Source organism: Nocardia sp. NPDC004168, from assembly GCF_040610355.1.
In the GTDB taxonomy this organism is placed as follows: Bacteria; Actinomycetota; Actinomycetes; order Mycobacteriales; family Mycobacteriaceae; genus Nocardia; species Nocardia sichangensis.
Genome location: NZ_JBEXME010000001.1, coordinates 182,320 through 194,746, shown reverse-complemented (window position 1 = coordinate 194,746; position 12,427 = coordinate 182,320). Strand labels below are relative to the sequence as shown.

The following is a 12,427-nucleotide window of genomic DNA, read 5'->3' as shown; positions in this document are numbered from 1 at the left end:
ACAGTGGTAGTCAGGCCGCGTTCTCGCCCCCGATCCGGTCCAGGCGGGAACCACGGCACCGCCGATGCTCACCGATCGAATCGAGGAGACATGCAAACCATCGCGCACTGGCTCGACGGCAAAGCTTTCGCGGGCACCAGCCAGACGACGGCCCCGGTGACCAACCCGGCGACCGGCGAAGTGACGGGACAGGTCGCGCTGGCGACCGTCGCCGATACCCGCGCGGCCATCGATTCCGCCGCGAAGGCCTTCCCGGCTTGGCGGGACACCTCGCTGACCCGGCGCACCCAGATCCTGTTCCGGTTCCGTGAGCTGCTGAACGAACGCAAGGAGGAGCTGGCCCGGCTGATCACCGCCGAACACGGCAAGGTCGTCGCCGATGCCGTCGGCGAGGTGAGCCGCGGCCTGGAAGTCGTCGAATTCGCCTGCGGCATACCGCATCTGCTCCAGGGCGGCTACACCGAGAACGCCTCGACCAAGGTCGACATCTTCTCCATCCGCCAGCCGCTCGGACCGGTCGCGATCATCTCGCCGTTCAACTTTCCCGCGATGGTTCCGATGTGGTTCTTCCCGATCGCCATCGCAGCGGGCAACACGGTGGTGCTCAAACCGAGCGAGAAGGACCCGTCCCCGTCGCTGTGGCTGGCGCGGCTGTGGGCCGAAGCCGAACTGCCCGCGGGGGTGTTCACCGTGCTGCAAGGCGACAAGGTGGCGGTCGACGAACTGCTGGACAACCCGGGCGTCAAGGCCGTCTCGTTCGTCGGCTCGACGCCGATCGCCCGGTACGTCTACCAGCGCGGCACCGCCGCGGGCAAGCGGGTGCAGGCGCTCGGCGGCGCGAAGAACCACATGGTGGTACTGCCGGACGCGGACCTGGAACTGGCCGCCGACGCCGCGGTGAACGCCGGGTTCGGCTCGGCGGGCGAGCGGTGCATGGCGATCAGCGTGGTGGTCGCCGTGGGCGGGGCGGGCGATGCGCTGGTCGGCAAGATCGCCGAGCGGGCCGGGACCATCAAGACCGGCGACGGCACCCGGGGCGCCGACATGGGCCCGCTGGTCACCCGGGCGCACCGCGACCGGGTCGCCGAGTACATCGCGGCCGGTGAATCCGCCGGAGCCACCGTGGTTCTCGACGGCCGGGGCGTCGAAGCGGACGGCGCGGCCGACGGCTTCTGGCTCGGTCCGACGATTCTGGACCGGGTCACCACCGACATGAGCGTCTACACCGACGAGATCTTCGGACCCGTGCTGTCGGTGGTGCGCGCCGACAGCTACGACGACGCGCTGGCGCTGATCAACGCCAACCCCTACGGCAACGGCACCGCCCTGTTCACCAACGACGGCGGCGCGGCGCGGCGCTTCCACAACGAGGTCGAAGTCGGGATGGTCGGCATCAACGTGCCGATCCCGGTTCCGATGTCCTACTACAGCTTCGGCGGCTGGAAGAACTCGCTGTTCGGCGACGCGCACGCGCACGGCGCCGACGGCGTGCGGTTCTTCACCCGCACCAAAGCGGTCACCACCCGCTGGCTCGATCCAAGCCACGGTGGACTGAACCTCGGCTTCCCCCGGAACAGGTAGGCGGACGCGATGACAGAAAGCAAGGCCCGGGCGTCGGTCGACCGGGCCAACGACCTCGATCGCAGGCACGTCTTCCACTCCTGGTCGGCGCAGGCGCATCGGGACCTCATGACGATCACCGCGGCGGCGGGTTGCTACGTGTGGGACGGCGAGGGCAACCGACTGCTCGACTTCTCCTCGCAGATGGTCAACACCAACATCGGCCACCAGCACCCGAAGGTCGTCGCGGCCGTGCAGCAGCAGGCGGCGAAGCTGTGCACCGTCGCGCCGCAGCACGTCAACGAGGCCCGTTCGGAGGCGGCGCGACTCATCGCCGAGCGCACTCCCGGCGACCTCGACCGGATCTTCTTCACCAACGGCGGCGCCGACGCCGTCGAGCACGCGGTGCGGATGGCGCGGCTGCACACCGGCCGCTACAAGGTGCTCTCGCGTTATCGCTCCTACCACGGCGGCACCGAGACCGCGATCAACCTGACCGGCGACCCGCGGCGCTGGCCCAACGACCACGGCAACAGCGGCGTGGTCCATTTCTTCGGACCGTTCTTGTACCGCAGCCAGTTCCACGCGACCACCGAGGCCGAGGAAGCCGAGCGCGCGCTCGCACATCTCGAGCAGACCATCGCGTTCGAGGGTCCGGAGACGATCGCGGCGATCGTGCTCGAAACGGTCCCCGGCACCGCGGGCATCATGGTCCCGCCGCCGGGATACCTGGCCGGCGTGCGGGCCCTGTGCGACGCGTACGGGATCGTGTTCATCGCCGATGAGGTGATGTGCGGCTTCGGCCGGACCGGCAAATGGTTCGCCCTCGAGCATTTCGACGGCGTCGTGCCGGACCTGCTCACCTTCGCCAAGGGCGTGAACTCCGGATACGTGCCGCTGGGCGGGGTCGCGATCGGTCCGGCCATCGCCGCGACCTTCGCCGACCGGGCCTACCCCGGCGGGCTCACCTACTCGGGGCATCCGCTGGCCACGGCCGCGGCGGTGGCCACCATCACCGCGATGCGCGAGGAGTGGATCGTGGAGAACGCCGCCGACATCGGCGCCCGCGTGCTCGGACCGGGCCTGCGGGAACTCGCGCAACGCCATCCCAGCGTCGGCGAAGTGCGCGGCCTGGGCGTGTTCTGGGCGGTCGAGCTGGTCCGCGACCGGGAAACCCGCGAGCCGCTGGCACCGTACGGCGGCTCGAGCCCGGCGATGACCGAACTGGTCGCGGCATGCCGGGCGGCCGGGTTGCTGCCGCTGGTGAACTTCAACCGGCTGCACGTCGTGCCGCCGTGCGTGCTCACCGAGACCGAGGCGAAGGAGGGGCTGGCGATTCTGGACCACGCGTTGGCGGCGGCGGACCGGCACACCGTCTGAGTGACAGCGTCTTTCGCGGCCGACGGGAATGCGGGGCCGTCTGGCGCTGTTCGCTCAGAGCGTGACCACTACCGCTGAGTTCTCCGACGAACTGAAGAAGTACCTGGACGAAGAGAAGGTCTTCGCCACCGCGGCCACGATCGGCCCCAACGGGCAGCCGCACCTGACCGTGATCTGGCTGAAGCGCGACGGCAACGACCTGCTCTTCTCCACCACGACAGATCGCCAGCAGGGCAAGAACCTCGCGCGCGACCCGCGCATCACCGTGCTGATCAATCCGCCGGACAACCCGTACGTCTACGCGGAGATCCGAGGCAGCGCGACCCTCACGCCCGATCCGGAGAAGACGCTGCCCAACGAGCTGTCGGCGAAGTACACCGGACAGAAGTACGTGGACTTCAACCCCGCCTCCGTCAACGACGGCCCGCGCGTCATCGTGCGCGTGACACCCCGTCGAGTAGCGGGGAGGTTCTGAGTTCAGGCCTGCTGGGCTTCTTCTTGGGCGTGCTGGGCCATGGCCAGTTGCTGCGGGGTGAAGCGCAGGGTCAGGGCGACCAGCCCGGCCGCGAACGCGGCGAAGGCGCAGACGAACAGCACCAGGGTGTAGCCGTTGCCGAGCGCGGCGATCTCCGCGGACGTCATCCCGGCCACCTTCTCGGTGCGGCCGCCGAGCGAGAGGGTGCGGGAGGCGGCGATCGGGGTGAGCAGGCCGATGGCCACGGGAGTGGCAAGGTTCATGAACATCTGCCCGACCGCGGCCAGCGGGCCGATATTGGCGGGCGGCACGCCGACCAGCACGCACAGCGGTGCGAGCACCATGGCGATGCCGACGCCGAAGCCGATCACCACCAGCAGCGGCAGCAGCGTGGCGAAGTACATGACCTCGCCGTCGAGGGTGGAGCCGAACAGCAGTCCGACACCGAGCACCACGGCCGCGCCCGCGAGCAGCCAGCGCGGCGCGATGTACAGCGCCGCCTTGGAGGCCACCGCGCCGCCGATGCCGATGCCGACGGTGAACGGAATCGCCGCGACGCCCGCCTTGAGCGGCCCGTACCCGATGACGTTCTGCATGAACTGGGCGACGAAGAAGGTCATCGCGCCCAGCACGCCACCGGCCAGGAAGATCAGCAGGAAGGTGGCGACGCGGTCACGGCTGTCGAACAGCGACCACGGCAGCAGCGGGTCGTCCACCCGCCGTTCCAGCGCCACGAAGACTATCAGCAGCACGACGCCCGCGATCAGCGAACCGATGATCGCCGGGTGCCCCCACCCCATCTCCGGCCCCTCGGTCGCGCCGAACACGATCGACGCGCAGGCGAAGGTGCCGAGCACCGCGCCGGGGATGTCGAGGGCCGAACGGTGATGTTCGGTGTCGGCGAGCTTGTAGGCCGCGCCGAGGATGATCAGCGCGCCGATCGGGACGTTGATCAGGAAGATCCACCGCCACGACAACTGGGTCAGCGCGCCGCCGACCACGAGGCCGCCGACGGAGCCGATGCCGACCATCGACCCGACGATCGCGATCGCCTGGTTGCGTGCCTTGCCCGGCGCGAAGGTCGTCGCCACGAGCGCGAACGCGGTCGGCGCCGCGACGGCCGCGCCCGCGCCCTGGAAGGCCCGCGCGGCGAGCAGCATCGCCTGGTTCTGCGCCAATCCGCACAACAGCGAGGCCAGCGTGAACACCGCGACACCGACCACGAGCATGCGCTTGCGGCCGAACGCGTCACCGAGCCTGCCGCCGAGCAGCATCAGACCCGCGAAGGTGAGCCCGTAGGAGGTCACCGTCCACGCGCTGCCCGCGCTGGACAACCCCATTTCCTCTTGCAGCCGCGGCAGCGCGAAGATCACGACCGTGCCGTCGAGCACGACCATGAGCTGCAATCCGCTCAGGACTAGGATCGCGAGCCCGAAGGCCCGCTGCGTCACTGGATACTGCATCGTCGCAGCGGGGTTCCGAAGCACAGTGAGTCACTGTAATTGATGCCGCTGCCGTATTTGTCCGCCCACCGGCCCGGCCGGGTACACGACGGGGAGCGCGCCCTGTGATCCGGGCGGCCCGAAAGGTCTCCGGCTCGTCCACTCCAGTGCCAGCCCTCGGTCGACTGAGCGACCTGCTGTGCGGCACGTCGCGGGGCGGATCGGGCGCCGGCCCGCGAGCGACGACGCGCGCACTCGGCGGGCGGCCACCGGCACGGGTGCCACCGCGGCCGGGACGGGCGGCGGTCGACGCGGCCATGGTCTCGCGGAATCGGATCGCCGCACCGCCGCGGACGCTAGCCCGCCGCGGAGTCGGCGTGCGGAACGAGCGCGTCGGCGGAGAAACCGGCGGTCGGGCCGATCACCACGATCGCGGGTGGGCGGATGCCCTCGGCGCGAACCCGGGCGGCCACCGTGCCGAGATCGGCGCGCAGCACGCGCTGCGTGCGCAGCGTGCCCTCCTGGATGACGGTGGCGGGGGTACCCGCCGGACGACCGCCCTCCAGCAGCGCGGCGGCGAATTGTTCGATCCGCTCCACCGCCATCATCAGCACCAGGGTGCCGCGCAGCCGGGCCAGTGCGGGCCAGTCCACCAGCGAATCCGGGTGATCCGGCGCGACGTGCCCGCTCACCACCACGAACTCGTGGGTGACGCCGCGATGGGTCACCGGGATACCCGCCGCGGCGGGCACCGAGATGGGACTGGTGACGCCGGGCACCACCGTGACCGGGACCCCGGCGGCCACACAGGCCTCCAGCTCCTCGTACCCGCGCCCGAACACGTACGGGTCGCCGCCCTTGAGCCGCACCACGAACTTGCCCGCCTTCGCGCCTTCGATCAGCGCGTTGTTGATCGCTTCCTGCGCCATCGCCCGTCCGTACGGGATCTTGGCGGCGTCGACCACCTCGACCTCGGGCCCGAGCTCGGCGAGCAGTTCCGGCGGCGCGAGCCGGTCGGCCACCACCAGATCCGCCCTGGCCAGCAGCCGCCGTCCGCGCACGGTGATCAGGTCGGGATCACCGGGCCCACCGCCCACCAGGGCGACACCGGGCGCGATCGGCGTCGAGTCGTCGCTCACGACACCGGATTGCAGGGCTTCCAGCAACGCGTTGCGCACGGCCGCCGAGCGCCGGTGCTGCCCGCTCGCGAGCACACCGAGGGTGAGCCCGTCGTAGCGCGCGGTGGCCGGGGTGACCGCCGTGCCCAGCCGTGCCGTGTCGGCCCGCACGCAGAAGACCCGCCGCCGGGTCGCCTCCGCCACCACCGCCGCGTTGGTCTCGGGTTCGTCGGTGCACGCGATCGCGTACCAGGCGCCGTCGAGGTCGCCGTCGGCGTAATCGCGCAGCGTGACGGTGATCTGCCCGGAGCTCGCCATTCCCTCGACCGCCGGCGTGACGGCACGACTCACGACGTGGACGTCCGCGCCGGAGGCGATCAGCAGGCCCAGCCTGCGCTGCGCCACCGACCCACCGCCGACCACGACGACACGCCGTCCGTGCAGATCGAGCCCGACCAGGTAGTTCGGGTCGCCGGTGGGCTGCTCTTGCGTTGCGTCTGACGTGTTCGGCACAAGTTTCGAGCCTACGGCGTGACCGTCGGGCACCGGCAATCGACCGGCACGCCCGCACGGACGACGCAACGACCGCGCGGCCGGGCAAACCTACTGTGACCAGCGGTAACAAGCGATTCGACGGTCCGCGGCGGTAGGTTGCGGTGTAGTCGTCCAGCTCGGAAAGGCGGACCGATGAAGCAGCCGACACCGGCACGACTGCTCGACGTGGCCTACGACGAGGCGCTGCGCGGGCTCGCCGAGGGCGGGATCCCGATCGGCGCCGCCCTCTTCGACGCGGGCGGCACCCTGCTCGGGCGTGGCCGCAACCGCCGGGTGCAGTCCGGCGACCCCAGCATGCACGCCGAGACCGACGCCTTCCGCGCGGCGGGACGTCGCCGCGATTACCGCGACACCATCATGGTCACCACGCTTTCGCCGTGCTGGTATTGCAGCGGCCTGGTCCGTCAGTTCGGCATCGGCTCGGTGGTGGTCGGGGAGTCGCAGACCTTCTCCGGCGGGCACGAATGGCTCGCCGGGCACGGCGTCGCCGTCACCGTCCTGGAAGACCGGCGCTGCATCGACCTGATGACCCGCTTCATCGCCGAGCATCCCGCGCTGTGGCACGAGGACATCGGATTCGCCGACGATCTCGAGGCTTGACCCGAGCCGCGGGCGACTCAGCGGAAATACGGATATTCCTGCACCCAATGAAAACCACGGCTGCGCAATGGGAAGTCCTCGAGCGCGACCGAGGTCAGCGCCACCGAGACCGGCTGCCCGGCGAGCGTGCCCGTCAAGGTCAGCCGTTCGGGCGCGGGCCGGTCGAAGCCGAAACTGCCCAGCGGTTGCGGTCCCCCGCCGACGGCCGTCGGCGGCGCGGCCATGACAAGCGTGCGCGCGCCGGGATCGACCATGGCGAGCACCGGGACCAACTGACCGTCCATTCGTTGCACGGTCGCCCCGTCCCGGTCGAAGACGATTTTCTGCCAACGTAATTGATCGGTGCTCAACGGTGGAAGCGGTTTGCCGTCCACGCTGAAGTCGGTGACCGCCCAGATGCCGTACAGCGGAGGTTCCGGCCGCCCGGCTCCCTCTTCGTTCCACCTTTCCCAGCCGGTGTAGGCGTTCGAGAACACCAGCCACACCCCGAGCGCGATCTGCGCCGCGGCCGCGATCCGACGGGCCCGGGGCGAGTGCAGCAACGGCGGTGTCGTCGACGGTCCGGTGGGCCGGTCCAGTACGAGCGCGTTCGCCAGACGCCCGGCCTCCGGAACGAGCAGCACCAGGCACAGCAACATCAGGTGGAACGACAGGATTTTCGCGGGCACGTCGTAGGTCATGTCCAGCACGAACACCTGTGTCGTGCATACCAAGGCGAGCATGGCGCCCACCAGCGCGGTGCGCGGTACGAACAGCAGCACACCGGCGAGCAGTTCTGCCGAGCCCAGCAGGATCTCGTACTGCGGCGACACCCCGATGTGGTTCCAGAGCACCGCCATCGGACTGAAGTTCCCGTAGGGCTCGAGCAATCGGCTCAGCGGTGTGGGCGGCATCTGGGTCGGGACGGCCTTCGCCATGCCGTAGGAGACCAGCTGCCCCGCCAGGCACAAACGCACGAACAGCAGGAACCACGGTTGCACGGCGCGGTAATGCGGCCGCTGCCGATCCAGCACGCTCCAGAGCAGGGTTCCGAACACCGCGGCCACCAGGACGACGAACACCAGCACCCAGAAGTACGCCTGGTCACCGCTGATCGAAGCGGTGTTCGCCGCGACGGACGCGCCGAACACGCGCGTCCCGACCCCCTCCACCACCGGACGCAGCGCGCGGGCCGCGCCGTAGTTCACCCAGTCCGGCAGCCATTCGCGCGTCAGTCCGAGGAACTCCGGGACGATCGACGGATACGCCAGGCAGAACAGTCCGAAGTACAGGAAGCCGAAACGGAACGTCACCCGGGTCGCCCCGCTCCACGGCCGGACTCCGGCGTCCTCCGCGCTAGCGGCGGCGTCTGTCCGATCCAGGATCGCTTCGGTCACGACGGCCCTCCAGTCCGAGTCGATGCAGACCGAAGGTATCGAAAAGAGCCGTGGCCGTAGGGGATTTCAGCGGAAGTACGGGTATTCCTGAACGAAGTGGAATCCCCGGCCGCGCAGCGGGAAGGAATTCAGGTCCATCCGGTCCAGCGACAGGGTCACCGGCGTTCCGTTCAGCTCACCCGTCAACGACAGCGTGTCGGTACCGGGTCGGGTGAAGGTGAAGGCGCCGAGGCGGGCGGACGGAGCGCCTGCCGACTGGGGAGCCACCGACAGAACAATGGTGTGCGCGGCCTCGTCGACCACCGCCACGACGGGCACGAACGAGTCGTCCATCTTCTGCACGGTCGTGCCATGGCGGTCGAAGACGAGCCGCCGCCAGCGGCCCTCGTCGGTGAGCAGCGGCGGCGCCGGATGCCCGTCCCTGGTGAACTCGCCGACGGTCCAGATGCCGTAGAGCGCGGGCTTCGGCGCGCCGTCACCCGACTCGCGCCAGGTGTGCCAGCCGATGTACACACCGCCGATCAGCACCCACAGGCCCAGAGCCACTTGCGCCGCCGCCGCGATCCGGTTCGCGCGGCGGGAACCGAACAGCGGCGGCTGCGCGGCCGGTTCGGACGGGCGTTCCAGCACGAGCAGGTTCGCCAACCGCCCGGCCTGCGGCGCCAGCACCACCAGCGAGAGCAGCAGCAAGTGGAACGAGAGGATCTTTACCGGCACGTCGTAGGTCATGTTCAGCACGAAGACCTGCGCCATGCTCACCAGACTGAGCAACGCGCCCGCCGTCGCGGTGCGCGGGAGGAACAGCAGCAGGCCACCGAGCACCTCGGCCGTACCGAGCAGGATTTCGTACATGGGCGCGGCGCCGACCTGGTTCCAGAGCACCGACGCCGGGCTCATCGTCCCGTACGGTTGCAGCAGCGCGGTCAGCGAAGGCGCGGGCATCTGCGACGGAATCGCCTTGGCCAGACCGTAGAAGAGCATTTGGCCGCCCAGGCACAGCCGGATGAACACCAGGAACCAGTTGCGCAGTGCCGTGTAGTCCCGGCGGCGGCGATCGAGGATCGACCAGACGATCGTGATCAGCGCCGCGGCGACGAGTTCGCAGAAGATCAGCAGCCAGATCGCGGCCTGGTCGCCGCTGCCCGAATTCTCGTGCAAGACGGCTTCGACCCCGAAGACATGCTCGCCGACCCACCCGACCAGCGGGCTCGTCGTGCGCATCTGCCACAGGATCGCGCTCTCGGGCAGCCACTTGCTCAGTATCCCGGTGAAGACGAAGAGGATCTGGGCGAACAGCAGGCAGAACAGACCGAAGTAGGCGAAGACGAAGCGGAACGCGATCCGGGCCGGCAGGCTCCATGGCCGCCGCTCGCCACCGGTTCGCGCCTCGCCGCTCGTCAGGACTTCCATTTCGACGGTACGCACACCGCTCCCCTCGCAGGCCGACAGATTGGCCAGCCGAAAGTATCCGACCAGGTCATGGGATGACCTCCGGGAAAACCCTGGATTTCCGGGTACTTCTTTCGGCCTACGTGCCCGCCGCACCGAGCGGCGCCGGGATTCGTTCCCGGTTCCGGCCCGTCAATAACTAGAACGCGTTACAGTCGCGTATCCCGGCGCACCGCCAGCGGTGCACCCGGGCCGCACGTGTCAGGAGGACAATGATGACCGACGATCCGGACCCGGCACAGCGACAGCAGCTGACCGTCAGCGAACGCGACCTGGACACGCTCGCCGGGAACCTGGCGCGCTGGCTGAACGCGAAGGTCGCCGCGGACGAGTTGCCGCGCATCTCGGATCTGTCGCGTCCACAGTCCGGCGGCATGTCCAGCACCTCGATTTTGTTCGACGCCGAATGGACCGTCGGGGGTCGGGCGGAGCGCGGGTCGTTCGTGGCGCGGATGGCGCCCGAGACCGGATCGTTCCCGGTCTTCGAGACCTACGACCTGGCCACCCAGTACCAGGTGATGGCCGGCGTCGCCGCGGCCACCGACGTGCCGGTGCCGGGCCTGTGCTGGCTGGAGAACGACGAAAAGCCGCTCGGCGCACCGTTCTTCGTCATGCGCCGGGTGGACGGACGGGTGCCTACGGACAACCCGCCGTACGTGTTCATCGGCTGGCTGTTCGATGCCGATCCCGCCGACCGCCTTCGGCTCACCCACAACACCGTCGAGGTGATCGCGAAGATCCACGGCGTCCCCGACCCGGCGGCGCACTTCCCGATGCTGAGTGGGCCGGGTGACTCGCTGCGCAGGCACGTCGCCGCGCAGCGCTCCTGGTACCGGTGGGCGCTCGCGGACGACGGCTACGAGATCCCACTCATCGAGCGAAGTTTCACCTGGCTGGAGGAGCACTGGCCCGCCGACCCCGGTCCGGATGTGCTCACTTGGGGCGACGCCCGCCCGGGCAACATCATCTACCGCGAATTCGACCCGGTGGCGGTACTGGACTGGGAGATGGCCGCCCTCGGGCCGCGGGAACTCGACCTGGGCTGGGTGATCTTCATCCACCGGTTCTTCCAGGATCTGGCCACCCGCTTCGGGCAGCCGGGGCTCCCCGATTTCCTCCGCCGCGACGACGTGGTGTCGAAATACGAGGAGCTGACCGGTCACACGGTGCGCGATCTCGATTTCTACCTCGTGTACGCCGCGCTGCGGCACGCGATCGTGATGGCGCGGGTGAAACGCAGGATGATCCACTTCGGCGAGGACACCGACACGCCGGACCGCGACGACTACGTCATGCACCGGGCAAGCCTGGAAGCGCTGCTCGACGGAACCTACGAATGGGACTGATCATGCCTGTGCCCTTGGACGAGTACCCGATCCACCAGACCCCGCTGTCGCTGGCCCGGGTGGCCAGTAGCGATCGGAACTTCTACGACCGCAGCTACTTCAACGCGCACGACCGCGACGGCGGCACGTTCCTGATCACCGGTCTCGGCGTGTACCCCAACCTCGGGGTGACCGACGCCTACGCCGCCGTCCGGCGCGGCGACACGGTGCGCGCGGTGCGCTTCTCCGACGCGCTCGGCGACCGGAGCCTCGACCAGCGCGTCGGCGGCTACCGCGTCGAAGTGATCGAACCGCTGCGGCGCATCCGGGTGGTCTGCGAGCACGACGATCTCGGCTTCGACCTGACCTGGACCGGGGCCTTCCCCGCCGTGCAGGAACAACCGCACCTGATCCTCGCGGGCAACCGGCCGATCATCGACGCGTCCCGATTCGCGCAGGTCGGCTCGTGGGCGGGAACGCTGCACGTGGACGGCGACGACATCATGGTCGACCCGGCGGTGTGGACCGGGACCAGGGATCGTTCGTGGGGCATCCGCCCGGTCGGCGAGACCGAGCCGCCCGGACGCGCGGCCGCCGAGCCCTCGGGCGGATTCTGGTGGCTGTACGTGCCGCTGCGGTTCGACGACTTCGCCGTCGTGGTCATCGTGCAGGAGGAGCCGGACGGCAGGCGCACCCTCAACGACGCGACCCGGATCTGGCCGGACGGACGCACCGAACAGCTCGGCTGGCCCCGCATCGCCATCGACTATCGTTCCGGCACCAGGCTTCCCGTCGGGGCGCGACTGGAGCTGACCACGCCGGACGGCAAACCCCTGGAGATCGAGATCACGCCGGGCACGGGCGTTCCCTTGCACGTCGGATGCGGCTACGGCGGCGATCCCGACTGGCAGCACGGCCAGTGGAAAGGCCGCGACTGGTCCTCCTCCAGCCGCTACGACCTCACCGACCCCGGGATCGCCGCCCGCATCCCCTACGGCGTCACCGACCACGTCGCCCGCGCCCGCTGCGGCGACGCCGAAGGCTGGGGCCTGTTCGAGCACGCCAGCATCGGCCGCCACGACCCCACCGGCTTCGCCGACTGGGGCTCGGTCGCTCCCTGAAACAGGGGCCGGAGCAGGGTCGAACG

General features: G+C 69.6%; 10 protein-coding genes. 6 read left to right on the top strand and 4 right to left on the bottom strand.

Features of this window, described 5'->3' with window-relative positions; translation table 11 throughout:
* Window positions 1-90: 90 nt before the first annotated feature.
* The 3 genes from ABZW96_RS00965 to ABZW96_RS00955 all read left to right on the top strand — a co-directional run bounded on the left by ABZW96_RS00965 (window position 91) and on the right by ABZW96_RS00955 (window position 3,415).
* A complete protein-coding gene (locus ABZW96_RS00965) occupies window positions 91-1,581 on the top strand; it encodes a CoA-acylating methylmalonate-semialdehyde dehydrogenase (RefSeq protein ID WP_355070071.1) in 1,491 nt (496 codons plus the stop codon).
* Between the two features lie 9 nt (window positions 1,582-1,590).
* Window positions 1,591-2,940, top strand: a complete 1,350-nt coding sequence (locus ABZW96_RS00960) for an aspartate aminotransferase family protein (RefSeq protein WP_355070069.1) — start codon at window positions 1,591-1,593, stop codon at window positions 2,938-2,940.
* A gap of 61 nt (window positions 2,941-3,001) precedes the next feature.
* Window positions 3,002-3,415, top strand: a complete 414-nt coding sequence (locus ABZW96_RS00955; protein WP_355070067.1) for a PPOX class F420-dependent oxidoreductase — start codon at window positions 3,002-3,004, stop codon at window positions 3,413-3,415.
* Window positions 3,416-3,417: 2 nt separating this feature from the next.
* Here the strand turns inward: ABZW96_RS00955 and ABZW96_RS00950 are convergent, their stop codons facing one another.
* Together ABZW96_RS00950 and cobA are read right to left on the bottom strand one after the other, a co-directional pair.
* The gene (locus ABZW96_RS00950) at window positions 3,418-4,878 is read right to left on the bottom strand and encodes an MFS transporter (protein ID WP_355070065.1); all 1,461 of its coding nucleotides are present in this window, start codon (window positions 4,876-4,878) and stop codon (window positions 3,418-3,420) included.
* Window positions 4,879-5,213: 335 nt separating this feature from the next.
* Complete coding sequence (gene cobA / locus ABZW96_RS00945) at window positions 5,214-6,488, bottom strand: uroporphyrinogen-III C-methyltransferase (protein ID WP_355070063.1); 1,275 nt, start codon at window positions 6,486-6,488, stop codon at window positions 5,214-5,216.
* Window positions 6,489-6,686: 198 nt separating this feature from the next.
* On the opposite strand from cobA, the gene ABZW96_RS00940 reads away from it, so the two are divergent.
* The gene (locus ABZW96_RS00940; protein WP_355070998.1) at window positions 6,687-7,130 is read left to right on the top strand and encodes a nucleoside deaminase; all 444 of its coding nucleotides are present in this window, start codon (window positions 6,687-6,689) and stop codon (window positions 7,128-7,130) included.
* A gap of 17 nt (window positions 7,131-7,147) precedes the next feature.
* Here ABZW96_RS00940 and ABZW96_RS00935 read toward each other — a convergent pair whose 3' ends face one another.
* The gene (locus ABZW96_RS00935) at window positions 7,148-8,506 is read right to left on the bottom strand and encodes a DoxX family protein (RefSeq protein ID WP_355070061.1); all 1,359 of its coding nucleotides are present in this window, start codon (window positions 8,504-8,506) and stop codon (window positions 7,148-7,150) included.
* Between the two features lie 66 nt (window positions 8,507-8,572).
* On the bottom strand, window positions 8,573-9,931 hold the full coding sequence (locus ABZW96_RS00930) for a DoxX family protein (protein WP_355070059.1): 1,359 nt from the start codon (window positions 9,929-9,931) through the stop codon (window positions 8,573-8,575).
* A gap of 239 nt (window positions 9,932-10,170) precedes the next feature.
* Here ABZW96_RS00930 and ABZW96_RS00925 point away from each other — a divergent pair, with 239 nt between their 5' ends.
* Window positions 10,171-11,301, top strand: coding sequence for a phosphotransferase family protein (locus ABZW96_RS00925; protein ID WP_355070057.1), 1,131 nt, complete (start codon window positions 10,171-10,173; stop codon window positions 11,299-11,301).
* A gap of 2 nt (window positions 11,302-11,303) precedes the next feature.
* Entirely contained in the window at window positions 11,304-12,401 is a 1,098-nt protein-coding gene (locus ABZW96_RS00920) for a hypothetical protein (RefSeq protein ID WP_355070055.1), read from the top strand.
* Window positions 12,402-12,427: the final 26 nt, after the last annotated feature.